Source organism: Pseudomonas sp. W15Feb34, from assembly GCF_023127765.1.
Classification (GTDB): Bacteria; Pseudomonadota; Gammaproteobacteria; order Pseudomonadales; family Pseudomonadaceae; genus Aquipseudomonas; species Aquipseudomonas synxantha_A.
Window position 1 is genome coordinate 331,256 of record NZ_SPKN01000044.1, and the last position, 17,288, is coordinate 348,543.

The 17,288-nt window shown below is 59.3% G+C and carries 18 protein-coding genes, 1 tRNA gene and 1 pseudogene; 8 read left to right on the forward strand and 12 right to left on the reverse strand.

The genetic code is table 11. The features are described 5' to 3' along the window. Nucleotides 1-60 precede the first annotated feature (60 nt). Together oscA and dibA are read right to left on the reverse strand one after the other, a co-directional pair. The gene (gene oscA, locus E4O97_RS21475) at nt 61-243 is read right to left on the reverse strand and encodes a sulfur starvation response protein OscA (protein WP_003170956.1); all 183 of its coding nucleotides are present in this window, start codon (nt 241-243) and stop codon (nt 61-63) included. Between the two features lie 250 nt (nt 244-493). Further along, a complete protein-coding gene (dibA, locus tag E4O97_RS21480) occupies nt 494-2,407 on the reverse strand; it encodes a phosphodiesterase DibA (RefSeq protein ID WP_078819997.1) in 1,914 nt (637 codons plus the stop codon). A gap of 166 nt (nt 2,408-2,573) precedes the next feature. Between dibA and desA the strand changes: the two genes are divergently transcribed. Next, nucleotides 2,574-3,758, forward strand: coding sequence for a delta-9 fatty acid desaturase DesA (gene desA / locus E4O97_RS21485; protein WP_005783697.1), 1,185 nt, complete (start codon nt 2,574-2,576; stop codon nt 3,756-3,758). Between the two features lie 188 nt (nt 3,759-3,946). Further along, a complete protein-coding gene (locus tag E4O97_RS21490; protein WP_248162182.1) occupies nt 3,947-4,948 on the forward strand; it encodes a sensor domain-containing diguanylate cyclase in 1,002 nt (333 codons plus the stop codon). Nucleotides 4,949-5,047: 99 nt separating this feature from the next. Here E4O97_RS21490 and E4O97_RS21495 read toward each other — a convergent pair whose 3' ends face one another. From E4O97_RS21495 to E4O97_RS21540, 10 genes are all read right to left on the reverse strand, one after another. Continuing rightward, entirely contained in the window at nt 5,048-6,256 is a 1,209-nt protein-coding gene (locus tag E4O97_RS21495; protein ID WP_248162184.1) for an HDOD domain-containing protein, read from the reverse strand. A gap of 118 nt (nt 6,257-6,374) precedes the next feature. Further along, nucleotides 6,375-7,652 carry a 4-aminobutyrate--2-oxoglutarate transaminase gene (gene gabT, locus E4O97_RS21500; RefSeq protein ID WP_078819994.1) on the reverse strand — a complete coding sequence of 426 codons (1,278 nt, stop codon included), beginning with the start codon at nt 7,650-7,652 and terminating at the stop codon, nt 6,375-6,377. A 178-nt stretch (nt 7,653-7,830) separates the two neighbouring features. Beyond that, nucleotides 7,831-9,273: an NADP-dependent succinate-semialdehyde dehydrogenase gene (gabD, locus tag E4O97_RS21505; RefSeq protein ID WP_248162186.1), complete on the reverse strand. Its 1,443-nt coding sequence runs from the start codon at nt 9,271-9,273 to the stop codon at nt 7,831-7,833. Between the two features lie 296 nt (nt 9,274-9,569). Beyond that, complete coding sequence (locus tag E4O97_RS21510) at nt 9,570-9,884, reverse strand: RebB family R body protein (protein WP_248162188.1); 315 nt, start codon at nt 9,882-9,884, stop codon at nt 9,570-9,572. A gap of 82 nt (nt 9,885-9,966) precedes the next feature. Beyond that, complete coding sequence (locus E4O97_RS21515) at nt 9,967-10,287, reverse strand: hypothetical protein (protein WP_248128521.1); 321 nt, start codon at nt 10,285-10,287, stop codon at nt 9,967-9,969. A gap of 40 nt (nt 10,288-10,327) precedes the next feature. Then, a complete protein-coding gene (locus E4O97_RS21520) occupies nt 10,328-10,954 on the reverse strand; it encodes a hypothetical protein (protein WP_003187547.1) in 627 nt (208 codons plus the stop codon). A gap of 82 nt (nt 10,955-11,036) precedes the next feature. After that, the gene (locus E4O97_RS21525; protein WP_078819992.1) at nt 11,037-11,609 is read right to left on the reverse strand and encodes a hypothetical protein; all 573 of its coding nucleotides are present in this window, start codon (nt 11,607-11,609) and stop codon (nt 11,037-11,039) included. An 18-nt stretch (nt 11,610-11,627) separates the two neighbouring features. Next, the gene (locus E4O97_RS21530; protein WP_003187543.1) at nt 11,628-11,855 is read right to left on the reverse strand and encodes a RebB family R body protein; all 228 of its coding nucleotides are present in this window, start codon (nt 11,853-11,855) and stop codon (nt 11,628-11,630) included. Between the two features lie 103 nt (nt 11,856-11,958). Beyond that, complete coding sequence (locus tag E4O97_RS21535) at nt 11,959-12,501, reverse strand: sigma factor-like helix-turn-helix DNA-binding protein (RefSeq protein WP_050989018.1); 543 nt, start codon at nt 12,499-12,501, stop codon at nt 11,959-11,961. Between the two features lie 87 nt (nt 12,502-12,588). Beyond that, a complete protein-coding gene (locus E4O97_RS21540) occupies nt 12,589-13,305 on the reverse strand; it encodes a Crp/Fnr family transcriptional regulator (protein WP_248162191.1) in 717 nt (238 codons plus the stop codon). A 195-nt stretch (nt 13,306-13,500) separates the two neighbouring features. On the opposite strand from E4O97_RS21540, the gene E4O97_RS21545 reads away from it, so the two are divergent. From E4O97_RS21545 to E4O97_RS21570, 6 genes and pseudogenes are all read left to right on the forward strand, one after another. Next, nucleotides 13,501-13,577 (forward strand) — tRNA-Arg (locus E4O97_RS21545). A gap of 167 nt (nt 13,578-13,744) precedes the next feature. After that, nucleotides 13,745-14,980: a tyrosine-type recombinase/integrase gene (locus E4O97_RS21550; protein ID WP_248162194.1), complete on the forward strand. Its 1,236-nt coding sequence runs from the start codon at nt 13,745-13,747 to the stop codon at nt 14,978-14,980. Nucleotides 14,981-15,226: 246 nt separating this feature from the next. Beyond that, nucleotides 15,227-16,138, forward strand: coding sequence for a hypothetical protein (locus tag E4O97_RS21555; RefSeq protein ID WP_248162196.1), 912 nt, complete (start codon nt 15,227-15,229; stop codon nt 16,136-16,138). A gap of 87 nt (nt 16,139-16,225) precedes the next feature. Then, complete coding sequence (locus E4O97_RS21560) at nt 16,226-16,492, forward strand: AlpA family phage regulatory protein (protein WP_248162198.1); 267 nt, start codon at nt 16,226-16,228, stop codon at nt 16,490-16,492. Beyond that, nucleotides 16,489-16,827 carry a hypothetical protein gene (locus tag E4O97_RS21565; RefSeq protein ID WP_017735123.1) on the forward strand — a complete coding sequence of 113 codons (339 nt, stop codon included), beginning with the start codon at nt 16,489-16,491 and terminating at the stop codon, nt 16,825-16,827. The genes E4O97_RS21560 and E4O97_RS21565 overlap by 4 nt, the downstream gene beginning before the upstream one ends. A gap of 45 nt (nt 16,828-16,872) precedes the next feature. After that, nucleotides 16,873-17,288: pseudogene (locus E4O97_RS21570) on the forward strand (hypothetical protein); the annotation flags it as partial.

Below are 17,288 nucleotides of genomic sequence, written 5' to 3' on the forward strand. Positions count from 1 at the left end.
GCTCCTGAAATTCTTGAGTGTTGGCTTTTCTTATAGTTGCGGGTCTATCGCCGTTCTTGCTCAGCTCGGTTTGTTACCCGGGTTCTGCAGACGGAATTTTTCCTTGCGCTCGATCTGTACCACTTGGGCGTTGTGCACAGTGATTTCCACCGCGCCAAAGCGCAGATCGCGCAAGGCGCTCTGGATCTCACGCAAAATGGCTGCTTCGTCCTGGCCGTCGACGCTACGTAGAGATGCGCTCATGGTCTCGCTCCTGAAATGAATAGTGCCTGGCAGTGACGACACTGCTTGCGGCGTGAGGGCGATAGTAGATAAGCGTGGATATTCTTAAAAATACTATTTAAGAATGTTTATATAACCAGAAAGAATTTTCTGATAGGGCGCGGGGTTGCGTGTGGATTTTCTGCTCAGATGCTGAAGTTAAGGCCTGATGTGATCCAAATGTGGGAGGGTCGGGGCGGTCGCACCGCCCCTCCCACAGTTTGACCGTGTTTCAAGGTCGGATGGCGGGGGCTCGTGACCAATCAATCTCCTGGGCCGGCATCGGTCGTCCAAACCAATACCCCTGGCCCATATCGCACTCCTGACCCAACAGGAACCGCGCCTGTTCCACCTGCTCGATTCCTTCGGCATGTACCTGCATCCCCATGCTTTTGGCCAGGGCGATGACCACGCGCACGATCGCAGCGTCGTCTTCGTCCCACGGCAGACCGGCGACGAAGCCTTGGTCGATCTTCAGCTTCTGCACCGGCAGGCGCTTGAGGCGCAACAGCGAAGAGTAGCCAGTGCCGAAATCGTCGATGGCCAGGCGCAAGCCCAGTTCGCGCAGACGGTGCAGTTGCTCAAGGGCCACCTCCGGGTCGTCCATCACAGCGCTTTCGGTGACTTCCAGCTCAAGAAACGCCGGGTCCAGGCCCGTGTCGTGCAGCACCTGAGCCACTTGTTCATAGAGTTCACGCCGGGCAAACAGGCGGCTGGAGACGTTGACGGCGATAAAGCCCAACGGCGCGCCGTCCGCCAGCCATTGGCACATCTGCCGGCACGCCTGGTCCATCACCCACGCGTCGATATCGGCAATCAACCCGGTGCGTTCGGCGATGGGGATGAATTCGCCAGGGGGCACCAGGCCGCGCTCCGGATGCTGCCAGCGCACCAGCGCTTCAACGCCCACCAAACGGCTGTCGGGCAGGTTATGCACCGGCTGGTAGTAGACGCGCAGTTCCTGCTGGTCGAGGGCACGGCGCAGTTCGCTGGCGATCTCCACGCGATTTTGCGCGTGAGCGGTCAGCTCTTCGGTGTACAGGGCATAGCCCTCGCGGCCGGCGCTCTTGGCCTTGAACAACGCGGAGTCGGCGTTGCGCAGCAATTGCTCGGCGCTCAAGGCATCGCTGGGGAACAGGCTGATGCCGATACTGGCGCTGATAAACAATTGATTACCGTCAAAAACAAACGGGTCTTTCATGGCATTGAGCATGCGCTGCGCCAAGGCAGCGGCCTGGATCACCTGTGGACAACTTTCCGCCAGCACAGCGAACTCGTCGCCGCCCAGCCGCGCGAGTGTGACCCCAGGCCCGAACAGGCCCTTGAGACGGTCAGCCACCAGCTTGAGCAACTGGTCTCCAACATTGTGGCCCAGGCTGTCATTGATGATCTTGAAGTGGTCCAGGTCCATCAACAGCAGGGCACAGCCACGCTTGTGCACTTGCGCCGAGGCCAGGGCCTGCTCGGTACGATCGGTGAATAAAAGGCGGTTGGGCAGGTCGGTGAGCGGGTCGTGATGGGCCAGGTGCGCCAGTTCGTGTTCGGAGTCCTTGATGGCGCTGATGTCCGAGAACACCGCGACGTAATGGCTGATATGGCCCCGCTCATCGCGAATCACACGGATGGTTTGCCACTGTGGATACACCTCGCCGCTTTTGCGGCGGTTCCAGATTTCGCCGCTCCATTCGCCTTCGCGTTCCAGGGTCTGAAACATCTGTTGATAGAAAGCCGACGAATGGCGCCCGGACTTGAACAGGCTGGGCGGCTGGCCCATGACGTCGTCCCGGCGGTAGCCGGTAATCTCCATGAATGCCCGGTTGACGTGCACGATCAGGCCCTGGGCATCGGTGACCAATACACCTTCGCGGGTGCAATCGAACACGGCTGCCGCCTGTTGCAGGCGTACGCGGTTTTCTTGCAGGGGCAGCTGCAGTTGGTGGGCGCGGGCGAAACGTACGCCCATCAGGTATATAGCCAGCGCACTCAGGGCTACCCAGACGTAGCCGCGAAGTTGCAGCCAATGCGCCAGCGCCCCCGGTTCATCAATAAAGTTGATCAATAATTGGTGGCTGAGTCTGAGCCATACAACGGAAATCAGCAGGTATACCAGCCCCGCACGTAGGGCTCCTCGGTATGAAAACAGCATATGGTCAGTAATCCTTACCAAAAAAACAGAATCGCCCTACGAAGGCTGGGGATTATAGAATAAGAAACATCCAGTCACTCCTATCTGAAAGAGCGGCTGGTTTTCTCTGTAGGCTTAGTGATAATGCGTGAGCTGTTCTTTTCTTTATCTGAGGGCCATACAGCCTATGTGGTACAACGGTTTTCTTGACCTGTCAGCCTGGCAACTGGTGGCAGTCACGCTGTTGATGACCCACGTGACCATTATTGGGGTCACTGTCTATCTGCACCGTTATTCGGCCCATCGCTCCCTTGAGCTCAATGCCGGCCTGAAACACTTCTTCCGCTTCTGGCTGTGGCTGACCACGGCGCAGAACACCCGCGAGTGGACCGCCATCCACCGCAAGCACCACGCCAAATGCGAAACCGTCGATGACCCGCACAGCCCGGTGATCAAGGGCCTGTCCACGGTGCTGCGCAAGGGCGCCGAGCTGTACCGTGCCGAGGCGGAAAACCCCGAGACCCTGCGCATCTACGGCAAGAACTGCCCGGACGACTGGATCGAACGCAAGCTCTACACGCGCTACCCGCTGTTGGGCGTGGCGCTCATGGGCGTGATCGACCTGCTGCTGTTCGGCACCATCGGTATCACCATCTGGGCGATCCAGATGATGTGGATTCCGTTCTGGGCCGCCGGCGTGATCAATGGCCTGGGCCATGCCGTGGGCTATCGCAACTTCGAATGCCGTGACGCCGCCACCAACCTGGTGCCGTGGGGCATCATCGTCGGCGGCGAAGAGCTGCATAACAACCACCACACCTACCCCAACTCGGCCAAGCTGTCGGTGAAGAAGTGGGAGTTCGACCTGGGCTGGGCCTGGATCAAGGTGTTCAGCTTCCTGCGCCTGGCCAAGGTGCAGCGTGTTGCCCCCATCGCCCACCGCGTCGAAGGCAAGGGCAGCCTGGACATGGACACCGCCATGGCGATCCTCAACAACCGCTTCCAGATCATGGCCCAATACCGCAAGTTGGTGATCGGCCCGCTGGTCAAGCAGGAGTTGGAGAAGGTCGATCACTCGGTACGTCACCAGTTCCACCGTGCCAAGCGCCTGTTGTCACGGGAAACCAGCTTGCTGGATGACCGTCACCACTTGCGCATCCAAAGCATGTTGGAGCACAGCCATGCGCTGACCGTGATCTATGAAAAGCGTCTGGCGCTCCAGCAGATCTGGCTCAAGACCAGCACCAATGGCCACGATATGCTGGCCGCGATCAAGGAATGGGTGCACGAAGCCGAGGCCAGTGGCATTCAATCCCTGCGCGACTTTGCCCACCAGTTGAAGACCTACTCGCTGCGCCCTGCGGCGGTCTGACGGTACTGTGGGAGGGCTTGCCCTCCCACACACTGGCTTTTTGGCGCCATTTTCCGGGCACCGTCAATCCACGCCGATCACGGAACTTCACTGCAAATCCCCTCTCTCAAAGAACACTTCGCCATCATGGTGACCCCTTGTAGTGACCGCTGCTCCATCCTGCGGCGCGCCCAGAGAGAGTTGTACCGATGGTTCACGAAAAGCCCTGCCTGCCCGATGTGCCCACTGCCGAGCCGCCGCGTCCAGCTGCGGCGGCGACCCTGTTGGCGCTGATGCATGCCCAGGGCGAAGTGGAGCGGCTGAGTGAGCGCGAGCAATTGCTCAGTTCGCTGTTGGTCAGCGTGAACGCCGTGCTCTGGGCCATCGATTGGGCAACCCGTCGCGTGCTGTATGTGAGCCCAGCCTACGAGCGCATATTCGGTCGTTCGGCCGGTTTGCTGTTGGCCGACCACCGCGAATGGCGCAACAGCGTTCACCCCGAAGACCTCGATTACGCCGAACACAGCCTGGCCCGCGTGCTGGAACAAGGCGCCGTGGAAGACCGCGAGTACCGCATCATCACCGCCGACGGGCAAATCCGCTGGCTGAGTGACAAGTGCTACATCAACCAGCAGGTGGTGCCCGGTGAACCGCTGATTGTGGTTGGCATGGCCGAAGACATCACCGAAAAGAAGCTGCTGGAGCTGGAACTGCAACGTCTGGCCACCACCGACGTGCTGACCCAAAGCAGCAACCGCCGGTATTTTTTCGAATGCGCCAACCAGGCGTTCGACAACGCCTGCGTTCAGGGCACGCCGCTGGCGTTCCTGTTGCTGGACATCGATGACTTCAAGGACGTCAACGACACCTACGGCCACCTGGAGGGCGATCAAGTGCTGCGGCGCATCGCTGAGAGTGGTCGGGGGGTATTGCGCCGTGGCGACCTGTTCGGGCGCATTGGCGGCGAAGAGTTTGCCGCCGTCCTGCCGGGTTGCCCACCGGAGATGGCCCTGCAAGTAGCCGAACGGCTGGGCAAGGAGATCCAGGCCTTGTTGTTCAGTTATGAAGGGCGCGAGTTCAGCGTGACCGTCAGCCAGGGCCTGGCCGGCCTGCGTGAAGATGACTCCACCCTCGACAGCCTGTTCGCCCGGGCGGATGCAGCGATGTATGAGGCAAAACGCCAAGGCAAGAACCGCGTTATAGCCGGTTAATACCGATCAACTGTGGGAGCTGGCTTGCCTGCGATGGCGTCTTGGCTGACCCACCGCTATCGCAGGCAAGCCAGCTCCCACAATTGATCGGTGTGTGTTTCAGGTTTTGCGTACTCGCGTCAGTTCGGACAAGCCCACCTTTAGCAGCCGTGCGGTCTTGCTGCCGGCCAGCTCTTGCAGCCCTTCGTGCTCGGTCAACCGCGCCATCTGCGTCGCCAGGTTCACCACCAAGGCTTCGCGTGAATACACACCGCCTTCCAGTGAATAGGTGGCCGCGATCAATTGGCGCAACTCCAACGGCAAGCGCCAGCGAGTGCGCAACGCCGAACCGTAGGCGGCGCCGAAGTTGTCGAGGGATTCGCCGATCGCTTCGTCATCCAGGGCGCCGCCACCCTGACGCCAGTCTTCCAGGCAGCGCAACAAGGCCAGGTCGCCCAACCGATGCAGGATGCAGGCGCTGTAGCAGCGCTGGTGATCCAGTTCCAACATGCGTGCCAGGCGCCGGGCGTACTCGGCGCTGTCCTCGGACAACTGCCAGTGCCGCTCGGCGTAGGCCACCAGCCCGGCGTCACCCAGCACCACGTTGTGCTTGAGCGCAAGGCCCAGGATGAGGTTCATGCTTTGCCCGGGGACCAGCTTGTTCAGGGCCGCGTGCAGGGTCTGCACCGGCGTGCCGTGATACCCGGCGCTGTTGGCGGCGGCGATCAGCACAGCGGTGATTTGCGGGTCCATGCGCACCTGATCTTCGAGCTGCTGCAGGTCCACGCCCTCGGGGCCCAGGCTGCGATGCACCGCCGCTTTCACGTCCACGCGCAACGGTGCGCCATCGCAGACCTCTCGGCGCTGCTCCAGGAATGCTGGCAAGGTCATTCCCGGTGCCAGCGCCGGGATCTCGCAATACACGCTTTCGCCTTCGTTAAGCAGCAGGTCTTGCAGGCGCTGGGTCAGGCTCTCCATGTTCAGCGGGCGGGTCAGGTAGGCCGTGGGCGCCAGGGGCAAGGCTTCGCGTACGCTGGCGCTGTCGTTGCGACTGCTCAGCAGAATAAATGGCAATGCGGGGGAGCGGCGGCGCTGGCGCACACTGCGCAGCAGGCTCAGGCCATCGACGCCTGCAAGCTCCCAATCCGCCAGGATCAGGTCATAGCTTTTCTCACGTAACAGCGCAGCAGCGTGGTCACCATCTGCGCACACATCCAGCCGCGCGTCACAACGCACATTCAACAACACTTGCTTGAGCAGGTCCCGCGACCAGGGGTCCGCCTCGGCAATCAACACTCGGGGTACAGCAGGTAAATCAACAGCAGTCATCCAGCACGCTCCATCGGCAATGCTTGCACCTTAGACAATGCCGCCGCGTGCGTACAATGAAGCAGGCACAAAAAAACCGCCGAAGCGGTTTTTTTGCTTTTCGTAGGAGCGGGGCGTGTCAGAGTTCGGAGAAACACTCTTCGATAATCGCCAGACCCTTGTCCAACTGCTCGTCCGGCGAGGTCAGCGGCACCAGTACGCGCAACACGTTGCCGTAAGTACCACAGGACAGCAGGATCAAGCCCTTGTCACGCGCCTTGGCCACCACGGAGGCAACTGCGGCAGCGTTTGGCTTGTGGGTGTCGCCGTCTTCGAACAGCTCGACCGCGATCATCGCGCCCAGGGCACGCACTTCGCCGATCACCGGGTACTTGGCCTGGATGGCCTTGAGGCCGGTCACCAGGCGCTCGCCGACAGCCTTGCAGCGGTCCAGCAGGTGCTCTTCTTCGAACACTTCCATCACCGCAAGGGCTGCCGCACAGGCAATCGGGCTACCGGCATAGGTACCGCCCAGGCCGCCTGGGGCGATGGCGTCCATGTATTCGGCCTTGCCGCACACACCGGCCAGCGGGAAGCCGCCAGCGATGGATTTGGCGAAGGTGGTCAGGTCGGCGGCAACGCCCATCTGTTCCATGGCGAAGAAGGTACCGGTACGCCCGGCACCGGTTTGCACTTCGTCGGCGATCAGCAGGATGCCGTGCTTGTCGCACAGTTCGCGCAGGCGCTGCATGAAGGCTTTCGGCGCGACGTAGAAACCGCCTTCGCCCTGTACCGGTTCGATGATGATTGCAGCGATATCACGTGGCTCGGCATCGTTCTTGAAGATGCGTTCGATGCTGGCGATCGAGTCATCGACGCTCACACCGTGCAGTTCGTTCGGATACAGCGCACGGAACACGCCACCTGGCATCAAGCCCATGCCGGCCGAGTAAGGCACGACCTTGCCGGTCAGGCCGAGGGTCATCATGGTGCGGCCGTGGTAAGCGCCAGTGAAGGCGATCACACCAGCACGGCCCGTGGCGGCGCGGGCGATCTTCACCGCGTTTTCCACCGCTTCGGAACCGGTGGTGACCAGCAGGGTTTTCTTGGCGAAATTACCCGGCACCTTGGCGGCGACTTTTTCGCACACTTCGACGTAGGGCTCGTAGGCCAATACCTGGAAGCAGGTGTGGGTCAGCTTGTTCAACTGCTCGGTCACGGCCGCGATGATTTTGGGGTGCACGTGGCCGGTGTTCAGCACGGCGATACCGCCGGCGAAGTCGATGAACTCGCGACCTTCAACGTCGGTCACGGTGGCGTTCTTCGCCGAGTCGGCGAAGATCGGGTGAATCTGGCCAACACCGCGCGGTACAGCGGCTTCGCGGCGTTTCATCAGGGAAGCGTTGGTCTTGCTCATAAAGTCCTCATTCGCCACTCATCGGGTGGCGTGGTCCAAGGCATACGTGGCGGGGAGGCAACTACGGCAGCATTCGATGATCGACTGCCCCAGCTTTCCCGGCCACTACGAATTACGATGTGAAACACGCAAAGGGACAGCGCTCTCGTGCCCTCTGCGTTTACTGCAATCCCGCGCCTTAGATACCCAGGCAGAGGTATTTGATTTCCAGGTAATCCTCGATCCCGTACTTGGAGCCTTCACGGCCCAGGCCCGAGGCCTTGATGCCGCCGAACGGTGCCACTTCGTTGGAGATCAACCCGGTGTTGACGCCGACCATGCCGTACTCCAGGGCCTCGGCCACACGGAACACACGGCCCAGGTCACGGGCGTAGAAGTAAGAGGCCAGGCCGAACTCGGTGTCGTTGGCCATCGCGATCACGTCGGCTTCATCTTTGAAGCGGAACAGCGGCGCCAGCGGGCCGAAGGTTTCTTCCTTGGCCACGGCGGCGTCTTTGGAGACGTTGGTGAGGATGGTCGGCTCAAAGAAGTTGCCTTCCATCGCCTTGCCACCGGCCAGCAGCGTGGCGCCTTTGCTCAGGGCATCAGCGATATGTTCCTGAACCTTGGCCACGGCTTTTTCGTCGATCAGCGGGCCCGTGGTGGTGCCTTCTTCCAGACCGTTACCGATCTTCAATTTGGTCACCGCCACCTTGAGCTTTTCAGCGAAGGCGTCGTACACCGAATCCTGAATGTACAGACGGTTGGCGCACACGCAGGTCTGGCCGTTGTTGCGGTACTTGGAGATGATCGCGCCTTCGACGGCCTTATCCAGGTCAGCGTCGTCGAACACGATGAACGGCGCGTTACCGCCCAGCTCCAGGGAGACTTTCTTGATGTCCTTGGCGCATTCGGCCATCAGCTGGCGACCGATTTCGGTCGAGCCGGTGAAGGACAATTTACGCACGATCGGGTTGCTGGTCAGCTCGCCGCCGATGTCGCCGGCGCTGCCGGTGACCACGCTGAGCACGCCTTTGGGGATACCGGCGCGGTGCGCCAGCTCAACCAGGGCCAGGGCCGAGAACGGCGTTTGCGAGGCCGGCTTGATCACCATGGTGCAGCCGGCGGCCAGGGCCGGGCCGGCTTTGCGGGTGATCATCGCCGCAGGGAAGTTCCACGGGGTGATGGCTGCGGTCACGCCGATAGGCTGCTTGATCACGATCAGGCGCTTATCGGGCTGGTGGCCGGGGATCACGTCACCGTAGATGCGCTTGGCTTCTTCGGCGAACCACTCGATAAAGGAGGCGGCGTAGACGATTTCGCCCTTGGCTTCGGCCAGTGGCTTGCCTTGTTCGAGGGTCATCAGGCGGCCGAGGTCGTCCTGGTTTTCGATCAACAGTTCAAACCAGCGGCGCAGCTTGTTGGCGCGCTCCTTGGCGGTGAGTGCACGCCAGGCCGGCAGGGCCATGTCGGCGGCTTCGATGGCGCGGCGGGTTTCCGCGGCGCCCATCTTCGGCACGGTGCCGAGAATCTCGCCCGTGGCGGGGTTGTTGACCTTGATGGTCTGACCGTTGTCCGCATCGACCCAAGCGCCATCGATAAAGGCTTGCTGGCGGAACAATTGGGTATCTTTGAGCTGCATGTCGGCTTTCCTTAACAGCACCGCGCGCACGCGGAGCGAATTAGAGTTGTTGAAAGGCGCCTTGTGGGCTGCCGTCAGGGAAATCAGCCCCAGCGCGCAGAAGAAATAAAAGTGCGCACGGGAGACAGAGCGTTTGAAATCTCAAACGAATCCTAGGATCAATGGGGGTACAGGGCAATAGGATGTTCGAAAAAAAGAACGAATATGGCGCATCCGGCTCATCTTTCAGATCAAGCGCACACACGACAACAGCCCCGGAGCCTTGTGGGCGCCGGGGCCGTTGGGGACCTCGCAGCTTAAGGTTGGAACGACTTGAGCACGGCCAGCAGGCTGGTCAAGTTGTCGGCCACGCCGCCCTGGGCGACTTTTTCGGTGGCCGCGGCGCCAGCGGTGGTGTCGACACTGTAGATCTGCATCACGCCCTGGTTGGTGGCCGCCTGGGCCAGGGTGTTTTGTTGCTGTTGGGCCGAGACCGAGTTCTGGAACAGGATCGCCGTGGCCTGGCCCATGGATTGGTAGATGGTGCTCATCGCCATCGCTGGCGATTCGGCCACCACTTTGACGTTGGTCTGGGTGACCGCGTCGGTAATTTGCTCGTTAACAAATGCCATGATCAATTTCCTTATTTAGTACACGGTGCATTCCGTGTTCATCAATGAACGTTGCCAAACAAGGGCTGTGAAACCTGTGGCTTCAGGATTTCGCAGGTCCGGCCCGGGCGGCCTCGATCCGTGCGATCAACTGCTGGATCTCCTTGTTCACTTCACGCTTGAGATCCAACTGCTCGACGCTTTGATCGGGCGCGCCATTCAGCGCTTGGCGTACCGCCGCCTCGCTCTGCTGGGCGGCCTGGCGAATGGCCTGCTCGTTGGTCTTCGATTGTTCAAGCACCTGCACCGCGCGCTTGAGGCTTTCGTCAACGATGGCTCGCGGCGCACCCTCGAACATCTGCGGGCTGCGCAGCATCGCCTCAAGCCGCTGGCGATCAGCGCTGGATAGAACCGGTGGCTGCATGTGAACCTCCTGCGGCACTGGCTGGGCGGCAACAGCGCCGCTAAAGCCGCACCTCAACGTTGTCCTGCCAGAACCCTGCAAAGTAAAAGTGCGGCGAGGAATCACAGAAGGTCGCCAACTCCGCAGGCGTTATGGCGCTAGGCTGGTTGGGGAAAATGGCAGGCGGAGGCGGCAGCAGATTGGCCTCGTTGTAGAGGTTGCCGACTTCATAGCAGTTGGCCGCGAACTGCGAACAAAAGGACCCGCTGCCGATGTCGATGGACTCGTTGATCCGCGTCACCAGGCTGGTATCGGAAGTCCAGCGCCGGAACGCTGAAATCATCGCGTTCCACACGCTGTAGCGGCCCCGAATATCACCGCCGATCTTGTCGAAGTAGAACTGCTTGGCAGCTACCGTCGCCGCCTCGCCCAGTTCGGTATCCACGCAGGAAAACACCATCGCCGAGCGCGGCGGTTTTTCCAGGCTCAGGTCGGTCAGGGCCAGGCCACTGCCCACACTTTCGATCACCATCGTGTCGCTTACCGCAATCGCCGGGTGAACCACATTCAGGTAGGTCGTGTCCTGCGAGAACACCTTGGCCTTGACCAGTTGACCTGCTTTGATAAACGCCCGCGTAGCGCTGTCGTCATCTTGTTTGACAGAAAAAATAATATCTCCAGGCTGCATGATGTCGCTCCTCACTCAAGAAAAGTTGCTTTCAAGTTGCTGTTGCACCGCTCCAGCCGAACGCTGGAGCGCTGTGCTGGGTTCAGGCCGCTGGCGCGGCCCGGTTGGCCAGGGTGCTCGCGTACTTGGCGATGCTCTGGTCGATCTTGTCGATGGCCACGCTGGCGGCTTCGGCTTCCATGGCTCCGGCGGCGGCGGCCACGGCGGCAGCGGCGCCCACCAGCAGGTCGGTGGCCAAGGCGCCCAAGGCGTCTTCGGCAGCGCCTGGCAGGTTGTCGTTGACGATGTTCTCGGTCATTTGCTGGAGCAGCACGGCCTGGGCCGCCAACGCGATCTTGCTGACCCCGTCGAAGTACCCCGCCGCCGCCTGCGCCACCAGCCCGGCCGCCTGGCTGATCATCATGTCGGCCGGCACCGCGATCTGCGCCGGGGCATAGGCAAAGTTCTGCGCGTTGGTGAACTGCACCGCCTGCACGATCTGGCTATTGAGCGCCGCCGTGCTATCGGGCGACGGCGTGCTTACCTGGTTGAGCAGGTGCTCGTTCATGCGCGCCATGATCGAGCGCGAGGCCGGTGCAGCGGGCGCTGGCGGCGGCGGGTCGGCGGCGGGCGTTGCTTGGGAGGCGGCGGGTTTCTTTCTGCTGAACCACGACATAATCAATCTCCCGAGGCCTCAGCCCTTCTCGCCAATCTGCATGATCAGCGCCACGGCCTTGGAGATCACCGCGTTGGAAATCTGATTCATCGCCTGCTGGCTGTTGACCGCGTTCTGCAACGACAGGCCCGCCGCGCTGCTGGCCACCTGGTACAGCGACGCGATGGCCTGGGCCGGCGCCTCGGCCACCACCTTGACGTTGGTTTGAGTGACCGCGTCGGTGATCTGGCTGTTGACCTCTGTCATACATCTCTCCTTGATGGCATTCACCCAGGTTTGGGTGTGGATAGCGGCGGCGTGCTGCGCTCATATCACTAGAACGCCCCACGCCAACGTCTGTGAATCACCTTCAGCGCAAAGCACTGCGCAGCAGTTGCACGCGCTTGCGCACCAGCGGCAGCTTCACGTGCAACTCGGCGGCGATTTGCGGGTAAGGCAGGTCGTCGACAAAACGCATCTCGAACAAACGCTGCTGCAACAGCGGTAACCGTGCGACGTGCGCCTCGATCTGCTCCAGGCGCTCATAACATTCCACCCGCTCCAGCACCGAAGCGCAGGGCGCGGCGAGCGCGGCCAAGTGATCGTGTTCAAGATCCACCGAATCATCGAACAGCCGCCCCTCGCGCTTGCTGCGCCGCAAGCTGTCGAGAAACACATGATCGAGTACCAGAAACAGAAACCCCTCAGGGTCACGAATGCGCTCCGGCGAACGCCGAAAAAACAGCAGGGCCTTGATCGCCGTGGCCGACAACCACTCCTGGCCCTGATCCAGATTGCCCTTGGCCCGCCGCAACGCCCGGCGCTTTAGCTCGCCCTGCACGGCGCGCCAACTCGCTTCGAACAAACGGTCATCGGCGGCCCATTGATCCTTGAACTCAACAGTCATCCCCATCGCCAGCACTCCTGTGCATCCTTGATGAAGGGCCAGTCTGCGAGGGCTCGACGGGGGTACGCTGTTACCTGGGGAACACTGCGGCAACTAATTCAAGGCAAACGCCTTGCGCCGCAAATGCTCAAGATCGTTGATCACCATGCGCTCCAGATTGCCGCTGATCACGCCACTGCGGCGCCACAACTGCAGCTGCACATTAAGCTTGGGACGGCTGGTATTCAGCATCGACGCCAACACCCCCTGGCTGGCGGGCAGCGACACACTGGGCAAGGCCAGCGCCAGGTCGATCTCGCCCAGGTTGGCCAACAGAAACCGCGCCAACCGCGACTCCAGCCGATGCAGGCACACCAACTCCAGCAACTCGATGGCGTGCAGCAAACGCAGCATCATCAACATCAACAAACGCCGCAGAAACGCCGGTTCCTCAAACAGCACACCAAAATGCCGGCTACCCAACTGCAACAAGCGCGTAGGGCCACTGGCAAAGGTGGAAGACTCGCGCCCATGATCCTTGATCAACGCCGTCTCCCCCACCACCTGCCCGGCCCCGGTACTGCCAATGATCTGCTCCCGACCATCGGGCCCATGCACCACCGAATAAATCCGGCCCTCCACCACCAGCGCAATGAATTCGAGGGTGTCGTCCTTGAAATACAACAGCTCACGATCATCCAGCGTGCGCTCCACCATATGGGTGGCAACGTAGCGCAAGAGATGCTCCGGCATACCTCGAAACAAATCGGAGCGAGCCAGCAGGGTTTGTCTGAGCGGGAGATCGAGCATCACGGTTCCTTTGGAATGCATGCGTTCACCTGAGGAATTGCGGCGTGGAAGCGGGTTAAAGCCACAAGAGCAAAGCAAACAAAGGGACGTGCGGCGCGGGGAGTTGTGAATGAGGGTGGCGATTAGCCATTTTTTGTCGGAAATGGACGACAGGCAGCGGGGGAAATGCCGGAATGGACGCATCAGGTCGACATGGGTATGATGTCGCCCGCACAAGCATCCGTAGCTCAGCTGGATAGAGTACTGCCCTCCGAAGGCAGGGGTCGTGGGTTCGAATCCCGCCGGGTGCACCATATAGTAGTCTCGGGCTGTCTCAGATAGTCTACGAAACACCCCAAGAAGCCCGCCCTGTGCGGGCTTTCTTGTTTCTGGCTATCCGTCCCTGTCTACCCCTATAACTTCCCGCCGTGTATGCCCACGTGTATGCTTTGAGATTCCTATAACTGGAGGCATACAGGAAGTGAAGCGCACTGAAATCAAACGCCGCCCCTTAGCAGACACCACGCTTGCAGGCCTGGAGCCTGAGCAAACAACGTATCGGGAGCAGGACGGAAATGGCCTGTACTTCCGGGTGAAACCTAACGGGCAGAAATCATGGGAGCTGCGCTACAAAAAGCCAGACGGAAAATGGTCTTGGCTGGGTCTCGGCGGCTACCCGGAAATCAGTGGCTCATTGGCGAGACAGAAAGCAGCTCAACTTCGGGAAGACGCATCGACCGGCAAAAATCCATTGGTGAGCAAACAAGCGCGGAAGGTTGCAGACCAGGTTGCTGCCAACAACACCTTTGAAGCGTTAGGCCGCGAGTGGTTTGAGGCCAGACGCACAAGCTGGGAATCAGGTACGTCTCGACGAGTACTTGGCGCACTTGAGCTTCACGTGTTCCCCGTCTTCGGCAAACGCGTGTACACAGAAATATTGCCCCTGGAATGGATGGAGTTTCTACGCGGGATGGAGCAGAAGGGGATCATTGAACAAATGGGCCGAGTTCGTGGCTTTTGCAAAGAGATCTATGACCTGGCCCGCGTAACAGGACGAGCCGTCCACAACCCCCTTGAAGGTCTCAGCAAATTCCTGCAATCACGTAGCGCTGAAAACTATGCGCACGTTTCAATTGAAGAACTGCCTGCGCTACTTCGAGCGATCAACTCCTACCCTCATGCAAAAGACGTTCGTATAGGGCTTCGCTTGCTTTCCTTATTAGCATCGCGCCCGAGCGAGATCCGAGAGGCACGCTGGTCAGAAATCGATCTCTCCAAAAAGCTATGGACGATCCCAGCCGAGCGAATGAAACGTCGTCGCGAACATGTGGTGCCTCTCTCTCGGCAGGCAATCGAATCACTCACTGAGTTACGAACACTGACAGGTGCGTACCCTCTCCTATTTCCTGGCAGGAAAGACAGGACAATCCCCCGTAGCAACACCGTCTTTTTGATGGCGCTACGCAGACTGGGATATGCCGGCCGGCAGACGGGCCACGGCTTTCGTCACATCGCGAGCACCATACTCAATGAGCAGGGTTTCGATGAGAATCATATTGAGGCCCAGCTCTCTCATGCAAAGGAGGGGATTGCAGGGGTCTATAACAAAGCGGTGTACCTGCCTCAGCGCAGAGTGATGATGCAGTGGTACGCAGATCATCTTGATTCCCTAGAGGCCGGAAATGTAATGCAAGGTCAATTTGGGAAGGCCGTGTGAAGCAGCTAACCCTGTACCCCCTCAAAAATGATGTTACGGGTGTTACGCGTGTTACACGCTCACTTAAGCCATTGTTTTTATTGAATATATTCAGCGTTACACGCACTGAAAAACTTCCGAGCACCACGTGTTACATCGAGCAGTCGTGTTACAGAAAGGCCACACCCGCAACCCTGCTGGCATCCGCGTTTCCCTCCGAAAACCGCTGCGTTAGCCCACTGGCCTCGGGGCGTCGGGGAGAATTCAATGGACATTGAGTACGGCATAGAACTAGAAATCGCCGGTGTGGACGTCGACTGTCTACTTTGGGATCTCGACGATGTTGAAATCGCTGTTCGTACGTTGTCGTTGTATCACCAATTCTCCGAAAGATTTAGCGATGCGTTTCACTGCATCGACAACGCGATTTCCTACTGGCTAGAGGACGGCCGCTACGCTGACTGCGCAGAATCAACTACGACGAAGATGTTTCATCTTCGAAGCGTGATTGATCAGCACGTTTGTTTTTCCGAAGCGACCTCACTACCTAGAGTCATTCGAGGCGTCTTAGAGATCAATCACCCAGCCAGCGACACCCAGCTTGTAGCAACCTATGCGCTCATTCAGGCAGTCGAGGCAGTAACGGCACTTGGCAACTGGCTTTTCAACCTAGAGCTGCGCCTCTATGACCTTGACTATGATCTAGTCGAACAGATCAGGCTAACTGACGCCACCCAGTATGCTTCTCTCCTCAAAAGGGAAAGGGAGCGTAGCAGCGAACTTGAGATAGAGGCCCGGGAGGAGTTCGCCATTCGGTATGGCGAGACCTCAAAAGCATTGATGTTAGCTTCGCTGTACCAAGAAGCTGACCACATGGACAACCTAAGAAACGACTTGATCGCATCTCGGTTTCTGCGAACTGCACTCGATCAGGCTTTTGCAGCAAAAGCGTCGGAAAGGGCCAAAGCAGCCGGGAAAGCCAACGGCAAGCCGGGGACAGCGAAGCAAGAGAACACCAAAAAACTTTTTGAAGAGATAAGCAAATTGGCAATAAAGCAAATCGCTGTTGACCCCAAAATATCAGCGGCCGACCTTGTCAAAATACTCGTTAAACAGGGCAAGGGCTCTATACCAACCGTAAGAAAATACCTAAAGAAAGGCGGTTTTCTACCAAGATAATTTTTACGCAGTGGAAGAAAAGCAAACCATGTTTGCTTTTTTTTTGCCTCTTAGTCTGTGCCTGTCTTTCACTTTACAGGCACGACTATGACGAGCTCTCTCCCTTCCAAAACGGTACATATCAAAGATCTGGCGCCTGCAACAAGGTTGATCAGAGTTACTGAAGTAATGGCCATTGTAGGCCTCGCCCGCCCCACCATTTACAAGCTCATGAGCCAGCCCGAAAGCGGCTTTCCACAAGCAGTAAAACTCACCGACAGCACCGCTCGTGGGGCCCCCGTCGCATGGGTCCTTTCTGAAGTTTTGGATTGGGCTCACGCACGCATCGCTGCTCGCGACAGGGTGGCGGCATGACTCCTATTTTTCTGCCACAAACGAATTTAGACACCGGCGACTTACTCGGCATCGGCCTCCTACCCAACGTTACTCCCAAAGGCCAAGACCGCCTCCGCACATTGCGCGATGAAGCCATATCGAAAGGGGCACACGTAATGCTTCTCGTCTGGCCGTCTCGCGAGTGGGTGATGCTTTCAATCGAGCCGCCAGAAGGGGTGCTAGTTGAGGATACCGAGCAGCTCATTCCGAGTGTCCAGGCCAACGTGACTGCGCTGGAGCTGATGCTTACAAACTCCCGGCATGGCAATCACCTGTTCTGGATGAACTTGAGTCGTAACGCCTCCCAGCACTAACGAAAACGCCCCCGGCGGCAACCGGAGGCGTTGAGGTAAATCTACATGCCTGATCAATTTATGCCGCATCGAAAAAATCCGCAAGCCATCTGCACAGTTGCACTTTCAAAAAACGGACGTTACTCTCTGGCCGTCGCTGCAAAATCAGCGACCGGGTTTGACGGCCCGTTCAGACATTGGCGCACAGGCGCCCCCATCACGATTGCAGGCGCTTTTTTTGTGCCCGCACGTCCTGTTTATGGCGGCTGTGCGCGGGATACCTTCGGGTATGCCGGGTTCCTTTGTCCCCGGTCCGTCAACCTGCGTACAGCTGCCACCCTAATTCGTTTGACGGCGAACCGTGGCAGCTCCCCAGACAAAGGAGTTTCGCCCAATGCACGCCACCAATCCGTCCAAAATTCGCGCTGCTGCTCATCGAGCAATGGCTCTCGCCGCTTTACACGCCAACTCCAGCCTCGCTA

Excerpts from the sequence above, each read along its gene's own strand:
- E4O97_RS21510 (WP_248162188.1), bottom strand. The coding sequence starts at position 9,884 with ATGGCATTTGTTAACGAGCAAATTACCGACGCGGTCACCCAGACCAAC.
- dibA (WP_078819997.1), bottom strand. The coding sequence starts at position 2,407 with ATGCTGTTTTCATACCGAGGAGCCCTACGTGCGGGGCTGGTATACCTG.
- oscA (WP_003170956.1), bottom strand. The coding sequence starts at position 243 with ATGAGCGCATCTCTACGTAGCGTCGACGGCCAGGACGAAGCAGCCATT.
- E4O97_RS21540 (WP_248162191.1), bottom strand. The coding sequence starts at position 13,305 with ATGCATTCCAAAGGAACCGTGATGCTCGATCTCCCGCTCAGACAAACC.
- E4O97_RS21520 (WP_003187547.1), bottom strand. The coding sequence starts at position 10,954 with ATGCAGCCTGGAGATATTATTTTTTCTGTCAAACAAGATGACGACAGC.
- gabT (WP_078819994.1), bottom strand. The coding sequence starts at position 7,652 with ATGAGCAAGACCAACGCTTCCCTGATGAAACGCCGCGAAGCCGCTGTA.
- E4O97_RS21535 (WP_050989018.1), bottom strand. The coding sequence starts at position 12,501 with ATGGGGATGACTGTTGAGTTCAAGGATCAATGGGCCGCCGATGACCGT.
- gabD (WP_248162186.1), bottom strand. The coding sequence starts at position 9,273 with ATGCAGCTCAAAGATACCCAATTGTTCCGCCAGCAAGCCTTTATCGAT.
- E4O97_RS21495 (WP_248162184.1), bottom strand. The coding sequence starts at position 6,256 with ATGACTGCTGTTGATTTACCTGCTGTACCCCGAGTGTTGATTGCCGAG.
- E4O97_RS21490 (WP_248162182.1), top strand. The coding sequence starts at position 3,947 with ATGGTTCACGAAAAGCCCTGCCTGCCCGATGTGCCCACTGCCGAGCCG.
- E4O97_RS21565 (WP_017735123.1), top strand. The coding sequence starts at position 16,489 with ATGACTCCTATTTTTCTGCCACAAACGAATTTAGACACCGGCGACTTA.
- E4O97_RS21525 (WP_078819992.1), bottom strand. The coding sequence starts at position 11,609 with ATGTCGTGGTTCAGCAGAAAGAAACCCGCCGCCTCCCAAGCAACGCCC.
- desA (WP_005783697.1), top strand. The coding sequence starts at position 2,574 with ATGTGGTACAACGGTTTTCTTGACCTGTCAGCCTGGCAACTGGTGGCA.
- E4O97_RS21515 (WP_248128521.1), bottom strand. The coding sequence starts at position 10,287 with ATGCAGCCACCGGTTCTATCCAGCGCTGATCGCCAGCGGCTTGAGGCG.
- E4O97_RS21555 (WP_248162196.1), top strand. The coding sequence starts at position 15,227 with ATGGACATTGAGTACGGCATAGAACTAGAAATCGCCGGTGTGGACGTC.
- E4O97_RS21530 (WP_003187543.1), bottom strand. The coding sequence starts at position 11,855 with ATGACAGAGGTCAACAGCCAGATCACCGACGCGGTCACTCAAACCAAC.
- E4O97_RS21560 (WP_248162198.1), top strand. The coding sequence starts at position 16,226 with ATGACGAGCTCTCTCCCTTCCAAAACGGTACATATCAAAGATCTGGCG.